Annotated in this window: 19 protein-coding genes; 17 read left to right on the forward strand and 2 right to left on the reverse strand. The window is 54.3% G+C overall.

Annotation, left to right across the window (positions count from 1 at the left end; genetic code table 11):
• Positions 1-28: 28 nt before the first annotated feature.
• The 4 genes from ABD971_RS18420 (at position 29) to ABD971_RS18435 (ending at position 2557) form a co-directional block, all read left to right on the forward strand.
• A complete protein-coding gene (locus ABD971_RS18420) occupies positions 29-1087 on the forward strand; it encodes an NAD-dependent epimerase/dehydratase family protein (protein WP_345324422.1) in 1059 nt (352 codons plus the stop codon).
• 50 nt (positions 1088-1137) lie between these two features.
• Positions 1138-1785 carry a vitamin K epoxide reductase family protein gene (locus ABD971_RS18425; RefSeq protein WP_339940781.1) on the forward strand — a complete coding sequence of 216 codons (648 nt, stop codon included), beginning with the start codon at positions 1138-1140 and terminating at the stop codon, positions 1783-1785.
• Positions 1785-2138: an SPW repeat domain-containing protein gene (locus ABD971_RS18430; protein ID WP_345324425.1), complete on the forward strand. Its 354-nt coding sequence runs from the start codon at positions 1785-1787 to the stop codon at positions 2136-2138. Before ABD971_RS18425 ends, ABD971_RS18430 begins: the two co-directional genes overlap by 1 nt.
• Before the next feature lie 200 nt (positions 2139-2338).
• Entirely contained in the window at positions 2339-2557 is a 219-nt protein-coding gene (locus ABD971_RS18435; RefSeq protein ID WP_345324427.1) for a hypothetical protein, read from the forward strand.
• A gap of 185 nt (positions 2558-2742) precedes the next feature.
• Here the strand turns inward: ABD971_RS18435 and ABD971_RS18440 are convergent, their stop codons facing one another.
• Positions 2743-4341, reverse strand: a complete 1599-nt coding sequence (locus tag ABD971_RS18440) for a sulfatase family protein (RefSeq protein WP_345324429.1) — start codon at positions 4339-4341, stop codon at positions 2743-2745.
• Positions 4342-4597: 256 nt separating this feature from the next.
• On the opposite strand from ABD971_RS18440, the gene ABD971_RS18445 reads away from it, so the two are divergent.
• The 10 genes from ABD971_RS18445 to ABD971_RS18490 all read left to right on the forward strand — a co-directional run bounded on the left by ABD971_RS18445 (position 4598) and on the right by ABD971_RS18490 (position 20593).
• Positions 4598-5527, forward strand: a complete 930-nt coding sequence (locus ABD971_RS18445; RefSeq protein WP_345324430.1) for a hypothetical protein — start codon at positions 4598-4600, stop codon at positions 5525-5527.
• Between the two features lie 195 nt (positions 5528-5722).
• Positions 5723-7237 carry a sulfatase family protein gene (locus ABD971_RS18450; protein WP_345324432.1) on the forward strand — a complete coding sequence of 505 codons (1515 nt, stop codon included), beginning with the start codon at positions 5723-5725 and terminating at the stop codon, positions 7235-7237.
• 149 nt (positions 7238-7386) lie between these two features.
• Positions 7387-8781 (forward strand): sulfatase, encoded by a 1395-nt coding sequence (locus tag ABD971_RS18455; RefSeq protein WP_345324434.1) that lies wholly within the window; start codon positions 7387-7389, stop codon positions 8779-8781.
• A gap of 74 nt (positions 8782-8855) precedes the next feature.
• Positions 8856-10295 carry a sulfatase family protein gene (locus tag ABD971_RS18460; RefSeq protein ID WP_345324436.1) on the forward strand — a complete coding sequence of 480 codons (1440 nt, stop codon included), beginning with the start codon at positions 8856-8858 and terminating at the stop codon, positions 10293-10295.
• Positions 10296-10359: 64 nt separating this feature from the next.
• Entirely contained in the window at positions 10360-11862 is a 1503-nt protein-coding gene (locus ABD971_RS18465) for a sulfatase family protein (RefSeq protein WP_345324438.1), read from the forward strand.
• 76 nt (positions 11863-11938) lie between these two features.
• Positions 11939-13537, forward strand: a complete 1599-nt coding sequence (locus ABD971_RS18470) for a sulfatase family protein (RefSeq protein WP_345324440.1) — start codon at positions 11939-11941, stop codon at positions 13535-13537.
• 328 nt (positions 13538-13865) lie between these two features.
• The gene (locus ABD971_RS18475; RefSeq protein WP_345324442.1) at positions 13866-15659 is read left to right on the forward strand and encodes an alpha-L-fucosidase; all 1794 of its coding nucleotides are present in this window, start codon (positions 13866-13868) and stop codon (positions 15657-15659) included.
• A gap of 389 nt (positions 15660-16048) precedes the next feature.
• Positions 16049-17254 carry a DUF1559 family PulG-like putative transporter gene (locus ABD971_RS18480; protein ID WP_345324444.1) on the forward strand — a complete coding sequence of 402 codons (1206 nt, stop codon included), beginning with the start codon at positions 16049-16051 and terminating at the stop codon, positions 17252-17254.
• Between the two features lie 67 nt (positions 17255-17321).
• Entirely contained in the window at positions 17322-17516 is a 195-nt protein-coding gene (locus ABD971_RS18485) for a hypothetical protein (protein WP_339940808.1), read from the forward strand.
• A gap of 125 nt (positions 17517-17641) precedes the next feature.
• On the forward strand, positions 17642-20593 hold the full coding sequence (locus ABD971_RS18490) for a right-handed parallel beta-helix repeat-containing protein (protein WP_345324447.1): 2952 nt from the start codon (positions 17642-17644) through the stop codon (positions 20591-20593).
• A 10-nt stretch (positions 20594-20603) separates the two neighbouring features.
• On the opposite strand, the gene ABD971_RS18495 is transcribed toward ABD971_RS18490, so the two are convergent.
• A complete protein-coding gene (locus ABD971_RS18495) occupies positions 20604-20837 on the reverse strand; it encodes a hypothetical protein (protein WP_339940812.1) in 234 nt (77 codons plus the stop codon).
• Between ABD971_RS18495 and ABD971_RS18500 the strand changes: the two genes are divergently transcribed.
• From ABD971_RS18500 to ABD971_RS18510, 3 genes are all read left to right on the forward strand, one after another.
• A complete protein-coding gene (locus ABD971_RS18500) occupies positions 20836-22011 on the forward strand; it encodes a DUF1559 family PulG-like putative transporter (protein WP_339940814.1) in 1176 nt (391 codons plus the stop codon). The two genes, ABD971_RS18495 and ABD971_RS18500, sit on opposite strands and share 2 nt — an antisense overlap.
• 118 nt (positions 22012-22129) lie before the next feature.
• The gene (locus ABD971_RS18505; protein WP_339940816.1) at positions 22130-22303 is read left to right on the forward strand and encodes a hypothetical protein; all 174 of its coding nucleotides are present in this window, start codon (positions 22130-22132) and stop codon (positions 22301-22303) included.
• A 163-nt stretch (positions 22304-22466) separates the two neighbouring features.
• Positions 22467-23891 (forward strand): sulfatase family protein, encoded by a 1425-nt coding sequence (locus ABD971_RS18510; RefSeq protein WP_345324451.1) that lies wholly within the window; start codon positions 22467-22469, stop codon positions 23889-23891.
• The last annotated feature ends 39 nt before the right edge of the window (positions 23892-23930 follow it).

Here is a 23930-nt window from a genome sequence, read left to right on the forward strand (position 1 = left end):
TGATTGACCTTCATTTCAGAGAAAAAACATGTCTAGCGAACGCCCATGCGTGATTGTCACCGGCAGCTCTGGATTGCTTGGCAACCTCACATGCCGTCGACTCGCCGAAACTGGCTACGAAGTTTTTGGTTTCGATCGCGTCGGATTGCCCGAGCCACCCAAAGCACTTGAGCATGTACATGACATCGAGTGCGACATTACTAATTACTCTTCGGTTCAAGGCGCGATGGAAAAAGTCCGCCGCAAAACCGACGGCAAACTTGCCAGCATCGTGCACATGGCCGCCTACTATGATTTCTCGGGCGAAGACAGTGAGCTTTACAACACCGTGACCATCAACGGCACGGATCGACTATTAAACGCACTCGAAGATTTCGAGTACGAACAGTTTATTTTTACAAGCACGATGTTGGTACACGCTCCTTGCGAAGTGGGTGAGCGAATCCGCGAGGACGATCCGCTGAAAGCCAAGTGGCCGTACCCGCAAAGCAAAATTGAAACGGAACGGCTGATCCGCGAAGGGCACCCTAATGTGCCATCGGTGTTCTTGCGAGTCGCCGGTGTCTACACCGACTATGGACGTCAACCGACCATCGTCCAGCAAATCAAACGGATCTACGAAAAAGATTTTCAAGGCCATTTTTTCCCGGGCGATACTGATGCGGGACAGGCCGCGGTTCATCTAGAAGACACCGTCGATGCGATCGTCCGCACGGTAGAGCGGCGTGATGCGATCGCTCCAAAAACCGCGATTTTAATTGGCGAAGAAGAGACGCTGTCGTACCAAACGCTGCAAAACTTGATTGGCAAGCAACTGCATGGCAAAGAATGGTCGACGATGCGAATTCCCAAACCGGTGGCGAAAGTCGGAGCCGCAGTAAGCGACACGCTGCAGGGCGGTGACGCGTTTATCAAACCGTTCATGGTCGCGATGGCAGACGACCATTATGCCCTGGACATCTCGCGTGCCAAAGAGTTGTTGGGCTGGGAACCGAAACATTCGTTGTCGACGACATTGCCCAAAATGACCGATGCATTAAAAGCGGACCCTGAAAAATGGTACCGCCAAAACGGACTCGAGCAATGAGCATTGATGTAATGCAGCGCACTACCGACCTCACCCGACAGGAATAAAGGATGCTTCATTCGCCGACGACCACTGACCGCGCAGACGTCGATCCGTTGAACCGGCCGGTACCGCCATACAAACACAATCCGTCGGCGTGGAGCCAGCGGATTCCGATTTGCTTGTTGGCGTTTGTTGCCGCACTGATTTCGGCGCATCTATCGTTGTTTCAGTGGGGATTGATCGAAAGTTCGTGGGACCCGGTGTTCGGCGATAGTAGTAACCGCGTGCTTAAATCGGATACCGCGATGTCAATGTATCGCATCTTGGGGATTCATGATGCGGCGCTCGGCGTACTGGCGTATCTCGGCGACGCCGTCCTTGGGTTTGCTGGATCCCCACGTCGCTGGCAATACCGTCCCTGGCTCGTGATTTTGTTTGGAATTGACGTGATCCCACTGGGCATCGTCAGCGTCGTGTTGGTCGTGCTTCAAGCATTGGTGATCGGTCAGTGGTGTTTCCTGTGCTTGGTGACGGCCGGTATCTCACTGATCTTGGTGTACTGGGCTTGGGATGAAGTCCGCGTTTCACTCGCGTATCTAAAAATTGTCTGGCAAGACCATCACGACGTGAAGTTGTTCTGGAAAGCGTTCTGGGGTTCTCGCACTGAGCAACTTGATCAGGCGGGTGAAAAACTTCTCTCACGCGAGGTGGCATAATGTGGGGACGCGTCATCGAAATCATGACCGCGGTGTGGCTTGCCGCCAGCCCGTTCGTCTTTCAGTCTCCGGTTGATCCTGTGATTTTATGGGTCGATTTTGGCATCGCTCTTTTGATCAGCACTCTAGCCGGATTGTCGTACTGGCGACCAACACGACACGCCCATCTGTTGATCCTGGTGGTTGCGACGGGCTTGATTGTGTGGGGACGTTTTTTCGTTGTTCCTCCGCCCCCAGTTCACCAGAACCACATTGTCGTCGGCCTCTTTCTATTGATGATCGCGTTAATCCCCAACGAAGCCTCCAAACCGCCGTTGGTGTGGCGGAGCAACCCTTCGGAATCAGCTACCTAAGATTTCCCGAGAAGCCGAGAAATCCGGAGCCGCTGCTTGAGCATTACGACTCGCTGACCATTTTCACCGAGCCCGAAACGCAATTGTGACGGGTGCGTCGAATGCGGCTGAGCACGCAGTAAACGGGGGCGGTCGTCCGCTGGACCGGATCCGCGATTCGTTTGTTCGACACGTCGTCGTTGCAGCGAAGCCGGCGAATTTTGCGATGCTCCTCACTCAGTTTCGCATTGCAATCGGCTCAGATCCGGACACCGCTGATCGGCACTCGGCTGAAACAACCCGAATTGGTCTATGGCAACCTGCTGTTCCTGATGCAAGGCAACTACTTTTACCGCCGCTTGTTCACGTCTCACAATCCAGGCGTGATCGAGTTCTTACCCGCTTGCTCTGATAAATTGCCAAAGGGTTTAATCGTTTAGCGTGCTCACCTGGTGCGAAAATTGTTTCGAGGCGGTCAGAACGAACGAAACAAGTTCACCGGTACGGCCTCTGCGTGTAAGCGATGACAACGTGCAAGTTCAGCGTCACCACCCCTCTCCGGAAATCTCGCTATAGGCTCGATTTCCGACCCTCCCTTGCTTTGCCGGGAGGGTGAAGTAAGTGGTTACTGCACGTTTTTATCCGATTGGGATTGTGATTCGAGCACTGCGGCCAAGCGTTTTCGCACCGCCGCGGTTTCGGCGGTGTCGTTCTCGGCGGTGATCGGATGCTGCTCTAAAACGTCCGCCTCGACATCAAAAAGCTGGCCCGTTTGGTACAAATGCCAGCGTCGATCGCGGGCCGAGACATGGCGAGTGAAATGATCTTTGTCCCATCCCGGACGAGGATCGTAAAACGAATAGATCCACTGGCGACGCGGCGATGTGGTCCCTTCACCCACCAGTTCCGGATAAAAGCTGATCCCATCCAAAGCGTGGTCCGATGGCAATGGATGCCCGGCCGCTTGCATCATCGTCGGAATAAAATCAGTCGAATCAACCAGAGCATCGGAAACGCCCGGCTGAACCTTTCCTGGCCAAGTCACGATTAGCGGCACATGAGTTCCTGCATCGGTTGGTAATCCCTTGCCTCCGGCGACAGGCCCATTTTTTGTTTGCGACGTGATCGAAAGATGCGTGCCGTTGTCGCTATAGAACAGAATCAAGGTGTTCTCACGCAAACCAAGGTCGTCAATCTTCTGTACGATCTTGCCAACACACTTGTCCATATACTCGACCATGTCTTTGAAATAGCGTGGGTCTTCGTCGAGTCGCTTCGCGGGGTCACTCCAATCGGCACTGTCGGGCGTCGGATTCATTGGCCAATGGGGAAGTGCCATTGGATAATAGACAAAAAACGGATTCGCTTTTTCACGTTCCATGAATGTATTGATGTAGTCCACCCACCGGTCTGGCCCGTATTGTCCCTCGGCCTTCTTTAGCGTGCCGTCTTCGAGCCAAGTTGGGTTAGCGTATCGTGAACCTTTGTCTTCGGTATGCAGCGAATGATACAGCGCGTATGAATCAAATCCGGAATCTTTGGGATGCATGCCGATGCCGCGGCGAGTTTCCGCACCGGGATAGTCCGGTGGATCATAACTTTGCAGCTGCCACTTGCCTGCGATACAAGTCTTGTAGCCGACGTCCTGTAAATAATGACCAAACGTTTTCTCAGCGGGATCCATGATCCCAAAGCAAATCCAATTGCGATCGTTGTGCATCCCCGTCATCAACTGCATACGAGTATTCGCACAAAGCGGCTGCGCATGAGCGTGCGAAAACCGCAGTCCTTCGGCGGCAAGCTGATCCAGGTTTGGCATGGCGTAGCTGAGTCCGCCATAGCAGCCGAGCCCCTCGATACCGAGATCGTCGGCCATGATCAACACAATGTTCGGCTGGCGTTCGTCCGCGGCGATCGGTTCTGACGAGCCAGCAAATGCGGCAATCGTCGCGACCGCGACGGCCAATGCCAGTGCGGGGCTTTTCCATATCGTCATCATCGGCTTTTGTGGGGTGGTCGTTACGGTCACTTCGTTCTCACTTTGATTTTCATGGCGGCGTGGCGAGGGGCTCACGCCATCGACTTTCGCACTAAACAGGTGGTGTTTGTAGCGGAGCGGCGTGGGGCGCCCGGTAAATACCGAACGTTTTACTCGCTGCAACCAGGCGGCTCGCGCCGCACCGCTACAAATATGATGGACACACCGCGTCTTTGCTAATGTCATCTGCCGCGGAAATGTCAACGGAAAATCCCAATCTGTAATCTTACCACTTCACCCACTACGACTAGGGATTGGTCAAATGCTGCAAAGGCTCATCCACTAAACTAGAATACGTTGCTCGCTTTGCCGTTTGCGACAGCCTGAATTGGCTTCCGCAGCATGTGGGGTTCTTGACGCACTGAATGTTTGGCGTCTACGCGGTTGGACACGCAGAACCAGCAGCCCCCCCCTCTCCCGAAATCGCAAAATACTTGCTTCCATGAACCGTCACCGTCTCTTTGTTCTGACCCTAATTTGCGTGTTCACGGTTTCGCCCTGTGATGCCCAGTCCGATCTCAATGCGGATACTCGGGCAAACGTTCACCAAGTCAACGAAGTGAAAACCTTGACCACTTTCGACCTCCTATCGCCGCCGATGACCGAGGGTTCCCCGGGGGCGGGAAAACGCGTGCGGCAAGTCGCGACCGAGTACAAGGGAACTCAGGTGCATCATTCGCTTTATTTGCCATTGGACTGGAAACCGGGCGGCAAGTTTCCAGTGATCGTCGAGTACACCGGAAACAAATGGCCTGCTTGCAACTCGACCGGCGAGATCGGCGATGCCAATTTAGGTTACGGCATCAGCGGCGGCCGAGGTTTTATCTGGGTTTGCCTGCCGTATATTGAAACAGGACGACAAACCAATGCCGTCACTTGGTGGGGTGACAAACAAGCGACCGTCGATTACTGCAAAATCAATCTTCCTCGCATCTGTGCCGAATTCGGAGGCGATCCCGAAAACGTCATCCTCTGCGGTTTCTCTCGTGGGGCGATCGCGACCAGCTATATCGGACTCGCCGATGACGAGATCGCTTCGCTTTGGAAAGGCTTCTTGACGCACGACCACTTTGACGGCGAAAAAACGTGGGGCTACCCCGACAGCGATCGAGCATCGGCCTTAAAACGCCTGGCCCGGCTCGACGGTCGGCCAGTGCTGGTTTGCGGAACCCAAGCCAGCAAAACCCAGGATGCATTCTTGAAGGATCATCTCGAATTGGCCCGCTTTACCTTTATCGATATTCCCACCAGCCACATCTTTGCGATCCCCGAAGGCAATGTCGTGCACCCGCACACCGACCTGTGGATGCACAAGGAAAGCGTCTACCGCAGGCAAGTCCGCGACTGGGTTGAAAATGTGCTTGATCAATAACCGAACCGCAGCAGTCGATTATGCTGGACCGACGACGATTTTATGGTAGTGGATCTTGCTAAAGATCCTTTCGCGTTTAAAGCCAGGGAGCTTTAGCAAGCTCCACTACATTAGAAACGACAAACGACGCGTTTGCTGCCATTTTATTTACTGAACTTATCCCCCCCTTTTCCAAACACAAGTCTGGCATCCCTGATGAAATCGTTTTCCATTCTTCGATTGTTGTATCCCGTTGTCGTTGGTATCTGTCTTTGCTCGTCGTTGTGGGCCGCGGATTCTAGGAATCGGCCGAATTTGGTGCTGATCATTGCGGACGACATGAATTGGGACGATTGTGGTGCGTACGGGCACCCTGCAATCCGCACGCCGCATATCGACCAACTTGCCAAACAGGGACTCCGGTTCGAGCATGCGTACCTGACGACAAATTCATGTAGCCCTTCGCGATCGAGCATCTTGACGGGCAAGTATCCGCACAACACGGGTGCCGAGCAATTGCATTGGCCGTTGCCGCCGGAGAGCAAGACGTTGGCTGCGGCTCTGAAACAATCGGGCTACTACACGGCGGCGGCGGGCAAATGGCATTTGGGCGACGCGGTGCGTGACCATTTTGACCGCATCTACGAAGCGTCCACCGCGGGCTTTGTGTTGCCATCGGGCAACGAGGGCGAGCCGGCAAAGATGATCGCGGCCCAGCCGAGCGGCTGCGAAGATTGGGAGCAAGCGATTGACGACCGTCCGCGTGACAAACCGTTCTTTCTGTGGTTGGCGGCACTCGATCCGCACCGTGAATACAGCGAAGGTGCCTTGGATCCGCCGCACCGTCATGCTGATGTGATTGTTCCGCCGCATTTGCCCGACACCACGGATGTGCGAGAAGACTTGCGACTTTATTACGACGAAATCGGGCGACTTGATACGTACGTCGGCAAAGTCATGAGGAAACTGAAACAACAAAACGTTGCCGAAAACACGCTAATTCTGTTTATCAGCGATAACGGGCGTCCGTTTCCACGCGACAAAACAACTCTCTACGACGGCGGCATTCGCACTCCGTGGATCGTCCGCTGGCCTGAGACGGTTCGCGCCGGTGTGACCACGAACTCGCTGGTCAGTGCTATTGATATCGCTCCCACGTTTCTGGAGCTTGCAAAGATCGACAAGCACACGACCGACGCGATGCAGCTCGAAGGACACAGCTTTGCACCGGTTCTGAGTGACCCGATGACCGAGACCCGCCAATATGCGTTTGCCGAAGACCACTGGCACGACTACGAGGATCACGCTCGCTGTGTCATGGACCAACATTTCAAACTGATTCGCAACGACTATGTCGACTTGGCTGCAACGCCTTCGGCGGATGCCGGACGCGGACTCACTTGGCAAGCAATGCTGCGACTACAGAAAGAAGGCAAGCTAACGAAGGAACAACAAAGTTGTTTTGTTTCGCCTCGTCCGCAGTGGGAATTGTATGACCTGATGCGTGACCCTGGCGAATTGAGCAACGTCATCGACGATCCTGCCTACCAATCGGTTCGCAACCAATTGACGCAGGCCTTGGCAACTTGGACCGCAGAGACGTCCGACTATTTACCGTCGCAGCGAACTCCAGACGAATTTGATCGCGTCACGGGGGAACCCGACCACAGCGTTCGCGTCCGTCCTCGTCCATCGAAAAAAGAGATGTTTGGCACCAACGGCAAGTACTAAGCAGAGAGTGTCGCCGTCCGGGGTTAATACCCCCGGCAGGAATTGTGCCGCCCTCTGGGCTATAACATCAACTGTCAATCCCAGCAGCGATCAACGACGATACCAACAGCCGCATTCAGCTTCGTCCCCTTAAATCCACGGCAGGCTCCATGATCAAGATGACGACCGCGTTTGCTCTTCTGTTGGCCGTTCTACCGTGCACGAAGGTGACTGCGGCCGATGCGGTGACCACGACAAGCCCCCAACAACCCAATATCGTCTTGCTGTTTGTCGACGATTATGGTTGGGCCGACATGGGATGTCGCAACCCTGTATTTGAAACGCCGAACATCGACCAACTGGTTCACGAAGGAATCGATTTTCGCCAAGCCTACATCGCATGTCCGACATGCAGCCCCAGTCGCGGCACGTTGTTAACGGGAAAACATCCGGTGCGACTCGATTTGGTGCGTCATATCCCCACCGGCCCCAAACACGCCGATTTTGACAAGTTCGGACGCACCGAAACGGAGTTCAATTTCTGGGAAAGCGATCCGGCCCAATTTCCTTGTCGCAATTGGTTGCCGCTCGAGGAAACGACTTATGCCGAAGCACTTGGCGAACTCGGCTATTACAACAAATTCATCGGAAAGTGGCACCTCGGCCACGAGGAATACCATCCGGTCAAACAGGGATTCGACAATCAGATCGGCACCTCGAACTGGGGACATCCAAAGTCGTACCATCCGCCTTACTTTGTCAACTCGGATGTTTTTGCCGACGAACAGGAACGCTATCTGACGGACAAATTGACCGACGAATCGGTTCAGTTCATTAACAGCTATGACAAAGCCAAACCGTTCATGTTATCGCTGTGGTATTACACCGTGCATGGACCTCACGACGGACGCGAAGACCTTGTCAGACACTTTCAAGCGAAAGGATTAACAGGCCCCTACGCACATTATGCCGCGATGGTCAAAGCACTTGATGAATCGGTGGGACGCGTCCGCGATGCCATCAAAGCCAAGGGAATCGAAAACGACACGATCGTGATCTTGTTGTCGGACCAGGGCGGTGCGTTTGACAACCCGCCGTTCCATGGGGGCAAGAAAGTCGACACGCTGTACGAGGGTGGTGCACGCGTGCCGTTTGTCTTCCACTGGCCGGGCGTTACCAAGCCGGGCTCGGAAAACAACAGCATCGTTCAATCGACCGACCTGTTCCCGACGCTCCTGGAAATCGCAGGCGGTGATCCGTCCAACTACAAAGACCTCGATGGTGTGTCGCTGGTCTCGACGATCCAAAACAACAGCACGCTCGCGCGAGACGAACCGATCTTTGGCTACCGCGCCTACGAAGACTTGTACGCCTCGGTGCGACTGGGCGACTGGAAACTGCTCGCCTACCGCAGCGGGACGGTGAAGCTCTACAACATCGCCGATGACATTGGTGAACAACACAATTTGTCACAACCCCATCCCGAGAAAACGGAAGAGTTCGTGCAAAAACTCGCCGCGTGGGAGCGAAAGATGAACGTGCAGAAGTATTCGGGAATACAATGACCAGTGTCGTTGACTGCTCCGCGATCAGCGACACTGGTTACTCGAACGAATGACAATGAAGGCGGCAAGATAAAATGACAATGAACAATCCAGTGCGAACGCTAGGGATGTTTGCGTTTATGCTTCTCGCATGTGCACAAGCGCACGCCGTCGAAACAAAAACCGAACGTCCGCCCAACGTGATTTTGATCATGGCCGATGACGTCAGCTGGGAGTGCTTTGGCTGCTACGGAGCCGAAGACTACTCGACGCCTAACATCGACGCACTGGCGTCCGAAGGCGTGCGATTTACAAACTGTTATTCGACTCCGATTTGCACCCCGTCACGTGTGAAGTTGATGACGGGTAAATACAACTTTCGCAACTATACCCATTTCGGCTATCTGGATCCGAAAGAGAAAACGTTTGCGCAAATGATGCGGTCCGCTGGCTACAAGACGGCGGTCGCGGGTAAGTGGCAACTCAACGGCTTGTATCACGGTGCCCCTGGAAGTGATGACAATCAGCGACCGGTGCAGGCTGGGTTTGATGAATATTGCTTATGGCAATTGACTGCCGCGAAGGGGGGAAAGCAGGGTGGCGAGCGTTTTTGGAGTCCGCCGCTGGAGCAAAATGGCAAATTTCTGACGAAGCAGGATAATCACGAGCAATACGGCCCGGACATCATGTCGGACTTTCTCTGCGACTTTATCCAGCGGAACCAAGATCAGCCGTTCTTTGTTTATTATCCCACGGTGTTAGTGCACAATCCGTTCGTCCCCACTCCGGATACGATCGGAGATTCGCCACGGACGCATGATACGAACAAGGCTCCGAAAAACGCGGACGCACAAAAGGCCAACTTTGTCGCAATGGTCCACTACTTGGACAAGATCGTTGGCAAGCTTGTCAAGCAAGTCGAAGCGGCCGGGCAGCTCGACAATACGCTGTTCCTGTTCACGGCCGATAACGGCACCAACCGATCGATTACCTCGCGTTGGAACGGACAAGCGATCCGCGGCGGCAAAGGTGGCACCAAAGATATGGGAACCCACGTCCCGTTGGTGGCCTACTGGAAAGGGCATACACCGGAGGGCTTGGTGCTGGATGACCTCGTCGACTTTACCGATTTCTACGCCACGCTGGCCGAAGCCGCGGGCGTCCAACTCGGCAGCGACGATCCGGTCGATGGCCGCAGCTTTCTGCCACAATTACAGGGCAAAGCCGGCAATCCACGCGACTGGGTGCTCTGCCATTACCAGCCGTACTGGGGCAATTTCCCCGGCTCACAATACGTTCGCAACGAAACGTACAAACTGTATCGTGACGGCAGCTTTTATCGTGTGCCCACGGACTTGTTAGAAGCGAATAACTTGGCTGCGGAGTCGCTCGATTCGCAGGCGGCATCCGCCAAAGAAGAGCTCAGCGACGTGCTTCAGTCCGCGCCTCCCGCTCCGCCGGAAAAGGGCGGCCCCCAAGCGAAGCAGCGGCCGATCTATCCCGACTGGAAAAACATCGTGGATCCCAACGACTAAACCAAGGCAAGCCCTTGTCTTAATTTAATTCGAACGCCCTTCCATTGCAGACATAACACCCATCATGAAACTGCTCCCGCTCCTTCCTCTCCTGCTGTTAGTGACCGCCACGCTCTACGGCGACGAACAAACCAATTCGCGACGTGCTGATTCGCGTCCCAACATTGTTTGGATCATTCCTGATGATATGTCCGCGAACTTTTCGTGCTATGGCGAAACGGCGATCGAAACTCCCAACGTCGATCGGCTTGCCCAGCGCGGCGTCAAGTTTACCAACGCCTATGTTACCGCTCCGGTGTGTTCGACTTGTCGATCCGCGTTTATCACTGGGATGTATCAAACCAGTATTGGGGCACATCATCATCGCAGTGGACGCGGGACTGAAAAAATCGAGTTACCTCGAAACGTCACACTGGTTCCCAAACTTTTTCAAGACGCGGGTTACCACACCTCGATTACCGGTTGGCCGCTGAACGGCAAACTGGGCAAGACCGATTACAATTTCCAGTGGGACGAATCGGTCTACGACAGCAACGATTGGCAGGACCGTAAACCGGGGCAACCTTTCTTTGCACAAATCCAAACCGCGGGCGGCAAGCTTCGTGGCAAGGACGCAGCCGGATGGGACAAGATCGCTCGGCAAGCCGAAAAAGAATTTGGCAACAGTACGGGCATTGATGCTGTCACTTTGCCGCCGTACTACCCCGATCATCCTGATATCTTGCGTGACTGGGCCGCCTATCTGGATTCGGTTCGCTTGACCGATGCGATGGTGGGTGAAGTGCTCGATCGACTCCGGCGCGAAGGCGTGCTCGAGAACACCTTAGTGCTGTTCATGACCGATCATGGCATCAGCCACGCTCGCGGTAAACAATTTTTGTACGACGAAGGACTGCACGTGCCGTTGGTGATCGCAGGTCCTGGCGTGAATCCGGAGACGGTCCGCGATGACGTGGTCGAGCATATCGATATCGCGGCTCTCTCGCTGGCGGCGGCGGGAATTGACATCCCAAATTCCATGCAGGCCAAGGATATTTTGGCAAGCGAGTATGAACCGCGTGAAGCAGTTTTCGCCGCTCGCGACCGCTGTGACGAAACGGTCGACCACATGCGATCGGTACGAACCAAAGAATTCAAATACATCCGCAACTTTCTACCCAACCGTCCCTATTTACAGCCTTGTGCGTACAAGGATGCCAAGGCGATCTTGATCGCAATGCGTGAATACCACGCCGCGGGCAAGTTAAACGAAGTGCAAGAATTGATATTTCGCGAAGTACGACCAAGCGAAGAACTTTACGACCTGAAAAACGATCCTCACGAGATTCACAATTTGTCAGGCGACCCGGCGTACGCGGAACAGCTGAGTGAACTTCGCAATCGTCTGGATCGCTGGATGGAAGAGACTGGCGATCAAGGGCGGCAACCCGAGTCGGTCAAAATGTACGACAGTGACATGAAGGTCTACACCGACCGGCTGGCGTTGCCCAAATTTGATCCCGCACATTTGAAGGAAGTTCAAGACAATATTGCACTCATGAAAAAATGGGCCGCCGAAGGCAAGTAAGCTGCTGGGTCAGATTCATCCGATGGATTTGATTTCACAGCCACCAATTCCGCATCTCAATTGCGAGCACGATTTGATGAAACACGATTATCGAAGACAAACCGGCACTGGATGCTCACCGCGGCCGGCGACGGCAGCTCCAGGCTTGTTTAGAAAGGTTGCCTTGTTAGCCCTCGTGATGGGCGGGCTGATTGCGGGGCTGCAATCGGTGTCCGCAGAGCAGCAAGCAACTAGCGAGCGGCCCAATATCCTTTGGATTTTCTCCGAAGACCTGTCACCGTTCATGGGATGCTACGACGACCCGATCAATGCGGGGCATACGCCAGCGATTGATCAAATGGCTGCCGATGGAGTGTTGTTCACGCGAGCCTATGTGCCGGCGCCCGTTTGTTCGGCGTGCCGCTCGGCCATGATCACCGGCGTGATGCAAACCACAACGGGAACGCACCAACATCGCTCCGGACGGACCACCGATGGACAAATCGTTCCGCCGGATACTCAGATTCATCTTCCTGAAGGAATAAAGACGATCCCCGAATTGATGCGTGCCGCGGGCTATTTTACTTTCAACAGCGGTAAAGACGACTACAATTTCCACTACGATCGTCGCGCCATGTACAGCGTTGGCAACAAAGACGACTACAAAGCCGGCATGAACGGATGGCAGGGAAACAAAGCCCGTCATGCCCTGTCGATCACTGAAGATACCTGGAACGCTCGCGAGAACAAATCTCAACCGTGGTTCGGTCAAATCGAAATCAAGGGGGGCAAAGCGAACGCTAAACATACTCGCAAAGGCGAGCTGCTGGCGGACGATGATGTTCCGCTACCACCGTATTTCCCGGACACCCCGGCGCTTCGCAAGTCATGGACGACGCATTACAACGCCGCTCGCGGTGCTGATGCTCGGGTCGAAGCGATCCTGGATCAACTGCAGGCCGACGGGGAAATGGAAAACACGATTGTGTTCTTCTTCTCAGATCACGGCAGCAACCATTCGCTGCGTCACAAACAGTTCTGCTATGAAGGCGGCGTCCATATCCCGCTTGTGATCAAAGGCAAACACCCGGCGCTGAACGCCGGTACGGTCCGCGGCGAAATTATCACGGCGCTGGACATTCCGGCGACCACGCTGGCGATGGCGGGTGTCCCGCTGCCCGATTATCTTGACGGCCAGGATCTGTTTAGCAGCGAATACAAACCGGTCAAATATGTGATTTCGGCTCGTGATCGTTGCGATTACACGATCGACCGCATTCGTACAGTCCGTTCGGATCAATTGCGTTACATTCGCAATTTCTATCCCGAACGGCCGATGTTGCAGGCGCAATATCGCGACAACAAAAAGGACGTTCTTGATCTGAAACGGCTGCATCACGCGGGCCAACTAAGTGATTATCAAGAACAACATTGGTTCGGCATCCGTCCATCGGAGGAACTGTACGACATGGCCAACGATCCGCATCAAATGAATAATCTGGCCGATGATCCTCAGTTCGTCGACGCTCTTCGCGAACACCGTGACGTGCTCAACAAATGGATCGACGAGACAAACGATCAAGGCCAATATCCTGAATCGGTCGTCCAGCTGAAAGCGACCTACGAATTGTGGAAAGACAAACCGGTATTCAAGAACGCCGACATCAATCCAGAATACGATCAATTTCGTAAGTAGACCCGTACTACTTTTTTCATGACCTAATCCCGTCGTTCGTTTTGTTCGATTGCGACGCTCGCTTCGCTAGCGATGGGGCCCCTGCGTCTGCAATGATTTGGCGTCGAGTCGCGATTCGTTGGATCGTGAAATACTGAATCTGCAGTGGCATTAGATCCCGGTTTTGGTGCCAAGCGGCCTTATCCTGTGAACACAGGATACGAAACAGTTGCCTCAACAAGTAACCTTTTTGGGGTTACGGTTGCGCGAGATGCCGCAAACTGAGGTAGAGATTGCGCAGCCGTAGCAATTCGAACCGACTCGAAACGCCTCCCCAAGAGCTGATTGAATGACCTTAAAAAACACAATTTGCTGTCTGTTGACGGTATTCACACTCATGCATGCTTCGTCTGCGAAATCGCAAGAGATGGATAAGATGTGGGGCGAGTCGATCGTCAAACTTCGCGCCGATGATGCAGAGCGAGGACAACTTTTTGCGGATGGCAATTACGCGATGTTTATCCACTGGGGGATCTACTCGCAATTGGCCAACGAAGTTGATGGGAAAACCTATTACGGTATCGGCGAATGGATTATGAATCCACGCATGGCGGGGATTCCGATCCCGCGATATCGCGAATTGGCGAAAACATTCAATCCGGTCAAGTTCGATGCGATGGCAATCGCTCAGCTCGCCAAAGATGCGGGAATGAAATACATCATCATCACCGCCAAACATCACGATGGCTTTGCGATGTACCACTCCAAAGCCAATAAGTTCAATATTGGCGATGCATCGCCGATCAAGTTGGACCCGATGAAAGAATTGGCTGAGGCATGCCAAAAACAGGGCCTCGGTTTTGGCTTTTATTACTCACACAACCAAGATTGGACATTCCCCGGCGGCGGCAACGGTCCCAAGCAAGATTCGCAAGGAAACCCCGCCACCTTTGACGATTACTTTGAAAAGAAATGTTTACCACAAGTCAAAGAGATCACCAGCGAGTACGGCCCGATCGTCTTGGTCTGGTTCGATACGCCTGGAAACATGCCAAAGAAATACGTCCAAGAATTGGTCGATGTCGTACGAAAAAATCAACCCAAGGCGTTGGTCTCGGGTCGTGCCGGTCACAACCTGGGTGATTACCAATCTTTGGGCGACATGGAAGTGCCTCATCGCAACGTCGAAGGGCTTTGGGAAGCAGTCGACACGACCAATGATTCGTGGGGCTATGCTTGGTACGACGAGAACTGGAAAACGCCCGAAGAAATCCTGCATCGGCTGATTGCATGTGTGGCTCGCGGTGGAACGTACATGTTGAACATCGGCCCACGCGGCGATGGGTCGGTCCCCGAGCGTGCGGCGGCCTCGCTGCGAAGTTCCGGTGATTGGATCAAGCGTCATCCTCAGGTGGTGTACGCGACCGAAGCCTCACCATGGCAACATGCGCTGCCGTGGGGCGACGTCACTGTGAAGGACAACCGAATGTTTTTGTCGGTGTTCAAGTGGCCCGCAAGTGGCAAGTTGTATTTGCCAGGGCTACAAACCGAAATCCGCTCGGCCAAATTGCTCGATGGCGATAACGCGAATCCGGTTGAATTCGAATCGGTCGGCACCTGGACTCGCTTTTCGCTTCCCCAATGTGCTCCGGACGACCTCGTCTCGGTGATCGAAGTCGATTTGGCGGGCGCCCCTGAGGCCGATCCGACATGGGGCCTCGATCCCGAAGTCGCAACGGAGATCCTCGCCGAGTTCGCCTCGGTATCCGGCGCCACCCAGAACTACAAACGCTGGATGGAAAAATTCGGCGAGTGGAAACATGTGATCGAGGTCACCGATTGGCCAACCGGCGACGAGGAAACCCCAGGCAAAGCAAGCTGGGAAATCGATGTGGTCGTCCCAGGGGATTATCAAGTCGCCTTGAGCTATGCTGGCGAAGGACGATTGGTTTGGGGCGTCGCGATCGAAGGCGGCCAGTCGATCCAGAACCAGCAAAATGCATCACACGTCTACCAAAGTTTTCCGATCGGTTGGCTCAACTTTCCAAAGGCTGGCCGCTACACCGTCTCGGCATCGTGCCTTGACGGCGACGTGAAAACTGGAAGTTTGAAGTCAATCACCTTCACTCCGATTCACCAATAGTGAGTCACTCGTTGCCCGCTCGTAGTGCGACTCAGGCCTAACAAAACAGAGGCCTCATAAGACGCACGCGTAATGGAAATGTTGGCCTGCCAGAAGTTTGGGATCGTCCACTGCGGACGTCCCGCAGCATTGCGGTCACGTTCCCTTCTGCGAATTTCGGTCTTCCCCTTTTGAGATCCGGTCTTCTTCTGCGAGATCCACGAGGCCGCTCCAACACGACGACGTGTCGCAAAACGTTATTGCCGCGTCGCAAAATATTACTACCCCCAAAGGGATGGACTCTATGATTATTCCGTCTTGGGGAAATTCATGCCTCGTTGATGCTGATTAGCGTCAAGCAAAGCGCCCAATTGTTATTGATTTTCATAACTTTTCTTTGGGGTAGCACAATGTCTTTCACACGAAAGAAATCCGGGTTCACACTCGTCGAACTGCTGGTGGTCATCGCGATCATTGGCGTCTTAGTTGGACTTCTGTTGCCGGCGGTCCAGGCGGCTCGGGAAGCGGCACGGCGGATGAGTTGCAGCAACAACTTCAAGCAGATCGGGCTGGCGATCCACAATTATCATGCGGCTTACAACCAGGTGCCGACACACGGTACCGGAACCCAGCCCGGCACCGCTTCGAACTATTTCAACCCATCGACGCTTGGAAACCGAATTCGCTTAAGCATGCTGGTGCCCTCGCTGCCGTTTCTCGAGCAGCAAGCGATGTGGGAGAAGATTTCCAACCCTAGCACCGAGCGAACCGACGGCGCGGTCCAATCGCCTGTTTGGCCGGCAATGGGTCCTACCCCAGATGACATTCAGTACATTCCATGGACGACGGAGATTCCTGGTTACCGTTGCCCCAGCGATCCTGGGTTTGGACTTCCCGCATTGGGCAGAACGAACTACGCCGCCTGTGTCGGAGACTCTTCATGGGAAATCTATTTCGGCCCCTGGAATAATCTGCGAACGATCAAGGACAACTCCGAAGACGCGCGGGCCGCGCACCGCGGTTTCTTCAAACCGATTGACGTGACACGCTTCGGTGACTGTTTGGATGGTTTGTCCAACACGATTGCCATGGGCGAAATCATCACGGATCTCGGAGACAATGACACTCGCGGCCAAGTGACCGAATCGGCCGCCAACAGCAGTGCTCCGGGCATTTCGCTGGCGAATATTCGCAATAATCCATCGCGATGCCAGCCCTTGGTCGATGCCACAAGGCCTCGTTTCTGGGACCCACAGTACTTCATGATCTCGCGTGCTCTCTTTGCACGAGGCTACCGGTGGGCGGACCAAGGCCCGCTGTTTTCCGGCTGCATGACGATTTTGTCTCCCAATCGCGAGATCTGTGGTCCCTTCAACACACTCGGAACAACGCTGGTTGCCACGATGTCCAGTCGTCATCAAGGCGGTTGTCACGTTTTGATGGGGGATGGGGCGGTGAAATTCGTCACCGATTCGATCGAAGCAGGCGATCCCAAAGCCGGAAATGTTTGGTTGGGAGGCACGGGGGCTCAAGCGCCAGGTTCGGCAAGTCCCTATGGACTGTGGGGGGCGTTGGGAACACGTGCCAGCCGCGAAGTCATCAACGCCGAGTTTTAAGCTGCAGCCAAACTCAGCGTCCATTTCGAATCCGTTTGATCCACAGAAAACTACCCAAAGTGCATCGATGAAAACCATTCCGTTGTTAATACTTGTTCTTTTAGGTGCGTTCGCTGCGGGTTGCAGTGAACAAGGGCCACGAACCGTGACCGCCGGTGTCGATCCGCAAGCGATCCGTGACTATGAAGCGGAGCTTGGCAAGGTGACGAAGCAAGACACCGATTCCAACATGGGCGCTAAAGAGAACATGGCCGAGAAGTGAGTCCCAAGGACTCGGATTGATTCTTCCGCCGATTTTTAATCCGCGTTGCCGAGAAAGACTCGGCAACGCGGTACACGATCTACAGAAACTGTACCGTTCGATTCCGTTCATTTCGCCAATCCGACATGAACATTCAAAAGAAACTAAATGTGATGAAGCTTGCCGCCACCACCCTGCTGATTATTCTCTCGACCGCGCAAACGATCCTCGCCGTTGATCTTTTTGTCAGTGTGTCTGGAAACGATACCCATCCAGGCACCAAGGACTTACCCGTCGCAACGTTGCAACAGGCAAAGACGCTCGCCTCGTCGTATGCTGGCAACGAAGCAGTCACCGTGCATGTGTCCGATGGCATTTACTATTTGCCCGAACCGCTTGTTTTCACCCCTGAAGACTCCGGTACGAAAGACATGCCCATTGTCTATCGAGCGGAACACGAAGGGGGTGCGGTGCTGAGCGGCGGAACGAAACTCGACTTGCAGTGGCAGCCGTTTCGCGATGGTATTTTCCAGGCGATGACGCCCGCGGGTCTGGCGATTGACCAGCTGTTTATCAACGGATCGAGCCAGCGGATGGCTCGTTATCCAAACTATGACGCCAACAAGCCGACCGATGCCTACCAGGGCTTCGCTGCGGATGCGTTTTCCAAAGAACGAGCGGCACGCTGGAAGAATCCCGCCGGTGGGTTCATCCACGCCATGCACCGCAGCCGATGGGGAGGCTATCACTATCGCATTACCGGTAAAGATGCGGACGGGGAAATCAGCTACGAAGGCGGCTGGCAGAACAACCGCCAAATGGGAATGCATAAAGAATTCCGAATGGTGGAAAACATCTTCGAAGAACTCGATGCCGCAGGCGAATGGTTTCACGACGCCGAAGCGAACACGCTCTATTACAAACCCGACTCGAACACCGATCTAAACACGGCAACCGTCGAGGTAGTTCGACTTCGACACTTAGTTGAATTCCAAGGTACCCTCGATGCGCCGGTAAAATCGATCGCTTTTCAAGGATTTGTGTTCCGTCACGCAGCGCGTACGTTCATGGACACCAAAGAACCGATGCTGCGAAGCGACTGGGCGATTTATCGTGGCGGCGCTGTGATGATCACGGGCAGCGAAGACATCCACATCCTCGATAGCGAGTTTGACCAAGTCGGCGGCAACGCGGTTTTTGTCAACCAATACAATCGCGGCACGCTGGTGAAGGGATGCCACATTCACGATTGTGGGGCCAGCGGCGTCTGTTTCGTTGGCGATCCGGCGGCAGTCCGAGATCCGCTGTTTGAATATGGTCAAAAAAATGATCTCACCAAGATCGACCGTACGCCGGGCCCCAAGACGGAAAACTATCCCGCCAATGGCACGGTCGAGGACTGTTTGATTCACGGAATTGGCCGAGTCGAACGTCAACCGGCAGGTGTCCAGATCGAGATGGCCATGGCGATTACCGTTCGCGACTGTTCGATTTACGACTGTGCCCGCGCCGGAATCAACGTCGGTGACGGGGCGTGGGGAGGCCATTTGATCGAACGCTGCGACGTTTTCGACACCGTGCTGGAGACCCACGACCACGGGTCGTTCAACTCGTGGGGCCGCGATCGCTATTGGCGACGTGACCACTTGGAAGCATCTCAGAAAGCGGTCGATGCGGATCCCAAATTGCCGTTTCTCGATGCGTTTAATACGACCGTAATCCGCAACAGCCGATGGCGGTGCGATCACGGCTGGGATATCGATTTGGACGACGGTTCAAGCAACTACGACATCTACGACAATCTGATGCTGCAGGGTGGCCTGAAACTTCGTGAAGGTTTTGGCCGGCGTGTTTGGAACAATATCACCGTCAATAACGGTTTCCATCCGCACGTCTGGTTCAACCACAGCCAAGACATGGTCTATTCGAACATTTTCATGGCAGCTCATCGCGGAGTAAGAACACCGACTGCGACGGCTAGGGGAAAGCGAATCGACAACAATCTATTCTTCTCGGCCGACCCTAAAATAAAAGACAAGTTTGTTCAATTTGGCTGGGACGTCCATTCGATCGTCGCCGACCCACTGTTTATCGATCCGGCGGGCGGCGACTTCCGTGTCGCGTCGGGGTCGCCCGCGTTTAAAATCGGCTTTGAAAATTTCCCGATGGATCAATTTGGCGTCAAGAAGCCATCGCTAAAGGCGATCGCCGAAACGCCAGTGATTCCCAAGCTTGAAATCCCTGGCCAAAATGCGCAGCCGAGTGACGCCGCAGAAACCACGATGGCAATGGAGGCGTATTGGCTGGGTGCGACCTTGCACGCATTACAAGGCGAAGAGTTTTCAGCCTATGGCGTCAGCAAACAAGACGGTGGCGTGGCTCTACTTGATGTCCCAGAGTATTCGTATGCTGGCTATGCCGGATTTCAAAAGAACGACTTGGTGCTTGCCATCAATCAAACGAAAATTGCCAGCGTCGAGGATCTGATCACGGCGTACACGAAGGCGGGCAATGCGCCACTGCGAGTGCGTGTGGTCCGTGATCAACAGACGATCGATCTGCAGATTGATAACCATCCCTATGTCGTGATCGAATCGGCATCGACGGCCGCGGGGTTCTCGGCACTGCGGTTGCCTAATGCAGCGACGGGAAAAGTAACGGCAAACCAAGCCACGCAAAACGAACCGCTGAAAGTCTTGACCGATGGCCAATTGAACCGCGACTACGGTCCTGTGTTTCAAAACGGGGTCCAAAACGGAGCTTACAAATTGGATCTGGGGGCGGTGCAGTCGGTCTCGGCAATCACCAGTTGGTCGTTCAACCAGAATCAGAAACGCGGCGTCCAGAAGCTAACGTTGTTCGTCAGCAATGCAAACACCGATCCTGGATGGAAGCTCAGCGACCGCTCTCGATTCACCCCACTTGGCAGTATCGACACCCGCAGTGCGGCGACCGAGGAATTTACCGCAGCTTCGCTACGGGCGCAGGATGGCAAGTCGCTCGGCAATTTCCGCTGGATTGTTTGGGAGGTTTCTCCGGTAAGCAAGTCGCGGGAAAACACCGCTTTTCAAGAATTGAATGTCGAAGTGCAACAATAACGTTCCGTTCCTATTTTTCGATACATCGAAGTATTGAAAAAAGCATGAGACGTGGTGGATCGGTGGCTGCCTGTCGACCGATTCCACCGCGGTCATCCAGTAAAAACACGATAGCCTGCGATACACCGCAGGTATAAAATTTGCCACCAGAACTTTCTGGTGGCACCAACGCTTCCTTTCCCTGTCTTCTGGGCTGACGTCTTTCGCCAGCCACCCTTCTTTTCTTTTCAAAGGTAGTGATCATGAATGGTTCGAGAGTAAACCGCGGTTTCACTTTGGTGGAATTGCTAGTCGTCATCGCAATTATCGGAGTGCTTGTCGGCTTACTGTTGCCGGCGGTACAGGCGGCTCGCGAAGCTGCCCGGCGGATGAGCTGCAGCAACAATTTCAAGCAGCTAGGTCTTGGAATGCATAACTATCATTCCGCGTACGACCAACTGCCCACCCATGGCACCGGGACGGTTCTTCCTGCCCCGGGTAAATCGTGGTGGGAACCGACCCCGCTAGCCAACAACATGCAACTGAGCATGCTGGTCGGTGTGCTTCCGTTTGTCGAACAGCAAGCATTATGGGAACAGATTTCCAATCCCAGCCAGGTCGGCGGAACCTGGAACGCGATGGGCCCCACCCCTGAAGAAATCACCTATGTGCCATGGACGATCGACATCCCATCGTACCGCTGTCCAAGCGATCCTGGGGTAGGTCTTCCCGCGTTGGGGCGAACCAACTACGCCGCCTGTATTGGTGACTCGTGCGACGAAACCGCCTATGGCCCTTGGCCCAACACACGCACGATCGGCATGACCCGAACACGGGCGGATACGGCTCAGAAAGCTCACCGCGGCTTCTTCAAACCGTTTGATGTCACGAAGTTCCGTGACTGTTTGGATGGACTGGCCAACACGATCGCAATGGGTGAGATTGCCACTTCGCTCGGTGACAAAGACAACCGGACCGTGCTACCTAACTTCGCCGCAGGTAGCAATAACGCAACGATGACCGTAATTCGTGATAACCCGAAAGCTTGTGTGGGTGTGATCGATCCGGCACGGCCCCGCTTTTGGACCAGCGACAGTCGTTCCACGCGTGCTCGCGGTTACCGCTGGGCCGATGCCAAGACCATCTTCTCGGGCATGACCACAATTTTGCCGCCCAATAGCGAGATCTGCTCGCGTACCAATGGCGACGACTTGAACCTCGTTGGATCGGTATCGAGCTATCATCAAGGCGGCGGCCACGTGTTGATGGGCGACGGCGCAGTGAAATTCATCACCGACTCGATCGAAGCGGGCAACTCGCGTGCAGGCATGGTGTGGGCCTCGGGCACGGGTGCCCAGGCTCCTGGTTCCCAAAGTCCTTACGGGCTGTGGGGTGCACTCGGAACGCGCGGTAGCAAAGAAGTCATCGGCGAATTCTAACTCGCAAAATAGTTTGCTTTTAATCCGTTGTATCGAAGACGTCCGTCAGCTCACTTGACCGGCGGACGTCTTCTCCATCCCCATCAACGAACCTCCTCATTAACCAAACGGTGTTCCAGTGAAACGTTATGCATTGATCCCTTTATTGCTATTCAGTTTTTTCCCCCTGCTGTCGGGCTGCAGTGATCCTAAACCCACCTCGGTAACCGAAGGTTTGCCCCCCTCGGCCATTGAGGAATACAAGGCGAACGAGAAGAAACTGATGGAAGAAACCCAACAGTCGATGAAATAATCATCAACGATTAAATCCACTGCGGATGATTGAAAACTCCGAAGGCACTCGCTGCAAATCCGTTATTTGCCGACGTGCCTTCGGTTTTTCATTTGAGCCGAGACGAATTAAGATCAAGACGAGCACCACAACACGCGCGCCCCCAAAACAGGGAAAGGCCCCCATGATCAGCCGATTGAAGATGATCCATCCTACTGCATTAGTCATCCTATTATTGACGTTCGTTTCAGGCGTCGTTGACCGCGCTGCGGCGAATGAGCCCGCGAGCAAACCGAACATTCTGTTTATTTTCGCCGACGATTGGGGATGGGGCGATCTTGGATGCCATGGTCACCCCTATGTAAAAACGCCCAACATCGATCGGCTCGCTCGCGAGGGCACGGACTTTCATCGTTTTACGGTTGCCAGCGGCGTCTGTTCCCCAAGTCGCACCGCAGTCATGACGGGGCACTTTCCTGCGAGATACAACATCGACGGGCACTTTGCTTGGGTGCCGAGCAATGCCAAACGCAACATGCCCGATTGGTTGGATGTCAACGCGGTCACGATGCCACGACTGCTGAAGTCAGCTGGATATGCGACGGCCCACTTTGGCAAATGGCACCTGTCCAACGACATGATCCCCGACTCGCCGTCGCCGGGCGAATATGGATACGACACCTACGGTGCGTTCAATTGCTCAGGCGAACAAATGCCTGTGCACGAGGACGCCGACAACGCGATCGAATTTATTGAAAACAGCAATCAAGCTGGCAAGCCGTTCTTCATCAATTTGTGGGTACACGAACCGCATACTCCGTTCCACGTGATACCGAAATATCGCTGGCGATTTCGCGACAGCGGACTCGAAGAAACGGACGAGATCTATGCATCCGTGCTGTCGCATGCAGACGATCGAATTGGCGAGGTTCTCGATACGCTGGATCGTCTCGGTTTGACTGAAAACACCCTGGTGATCTTCAGCTCGGACAATGGTCCAGCTCGGGGGAAACCGTCTGCCGCGCTCGACTTGACCTACGACACGGCGACCGGTGCTGGGTTTGGGATCGCCGCATCCAAAGGCATCACCGCGGGCCGCAAAGGCTACAAAGCGTCCTTGTTCGAAGGGGGCATCAACGTCCCGTTCATCGCACGATGGCCCGGCAAGATCGCTGCGGGCAAAGTGGACGATCGGCTGATGATTTCAGCTGTCGATTTGCTGCCAACGTTTTGCGACTTGGCTGGCGCGGAATTGCCACCGTCGTACAAGCCCGATGGAATTAGCCAATTGAGTCAGCTACAGGGCCAATCAAGCGATGTCCGCAGCAAGCCACTGTTTTGGAAGATGGACGGACATGGCAAACCAGGAACTTCGAACTCACATCACTGGGTGTCGTACTGCATCGTCGATCAAAACTGGAAATTGCTCGCCAACGAAGACGCTTCCTACGTCGAACTCTATGACATCGTCGAAGACGCTTACGAAAAAGTGGACTTGAAAGACAGTCATCCGGAGGTGGCGTCGGAATTGGTTGACAAAATCGAGCAATGGAAAACGAGTCTACCCGCCAAACCGAACGCTAAAAACTTCTCTTCGCTGCGTCCCTAACCCGACTCACACGCGAACCCGCCACTTCACTTTCCCACC

This window comes from Novipirellula rosea (assembly GCF_039541335.1).
Classification (GTDB): Bacteria; Planctomycetota; Planctomycetia; order Pirellulales; family Pirellulaceae; genus Novipirellula; species Novipirellula rosea.

Coding starts and splice junctions, on each gene's coding strand:
- ABD971_RS18485 (WP_339940808.1), top strand. CDS start 17,322: ATGAAAACCATTCCGTTGTTAATACTTGTTCTTTTAGGTGCGTTCGCT.
- ABD971_RS18475 (WP_345324442.1), top strand. CDS start 13,866: ATGACCTTAAAAAACACAATTTGCTGTCTGTTGACGGTATTCACACTC.
- ABD971_RS18495 (WP_339940812.1), bottom strand. CDS start 20,837: ATGATCACTACCTTTGAAAAGAAAAGAAGGGTGGCTGGCGAAAGACGT.
- ABD971_RS18510 (WP_345324451.1), top strand. CDS start 22,467: ATGATCAGCCGATTGAAGATGATCCATCCTACTGCATTAGTCATCCTA.
- ABD971_RS18465 (WP_345324438.1), top strand. CDS start 10,360: ATGAAACTGCTCCCGCTCCTTCCTCTCCTGCTGTTAGTGACCGCCACG.
- ABD971_RS18455 (WP_345324434.1), top strand. CDS start 7,387: ATGATCAAGATGACGACCGCGTTTGCTCTTCTGTTGGCCGTTCTACCG.
- ABD971_RS18445 (WP_345324430.1), top strand. CDS start 4,598: ATGAACCGTCACCGTCTCTTTGTTCTGACCCTAATTTGCGTGTTCACG.
- ABD971_RS18500 (WP_339940814.1), top strand. CDS start 20,836: ATGAATGGTTCGAGAGTAAACCGCGGTTTCACTTTGGTGGAATTGCTA.
- ABD971_RS18470 (WP_345324440.1), top strand. CDS start 11,939: ATGAAACACGATTATCGAAGACAAACCGGCACTGGATGCTCACCGCGG.
- ABD971_RS18460 (WP_345324436.1), top strand. CDS start 8,856: ATGACAATGAACAATCCAGTGCGAACGCTAGGGATGTTTGCGTTTATG.
- ABD971_RS18450 (WP_345324432.1), top strand. CDS start 5,723: ATGAAATCGTTTTCCATTCTTCGATTGTTGTATCCCGTTGTCGTTGGT.
- ABD971_RS18430 (WP_345324425.1), top strand. CDS start 1,785: ATGTGGGGACGCGTCATCGAAATCATGACCGCGGTGTGGCTTGCCGCC.
- ABD971_RS18425 (WP_339940781.1), top strand. CDS start 1,138: ATGCTTCATTCGCCGACGACCACTGACCGCGCAGACGTCGATCCGTTG.
- ABD971_RS18490 (WP_345324447.1), top strand. CDS start 17,642: ATGAACATTCAAAAGAAACTAAATGTGATGAAGCTTGCCGCCACCACC.
- ABD971_RS18420 (WP_345324422.1), top strand. CDS start 29: ATGTCTAGCGAACGCCCATGCGTGATTGTCACCGGCAGCTCTGGATTG.
- ABD971_RS18480 (WP_345324444.1), top strand. CDS start 16,049: ATGTCTTTCACACGAAAGAAATCCGGGTTCACACTCGTCGAACTGCTG.
- ABD971_RS18440 (WP_345324429.1), bottom strand. CDS start 4,341: ATGACATTAGCAAAGACGCGGTGTGTCCATCATATTTGTAGCGGTGCG.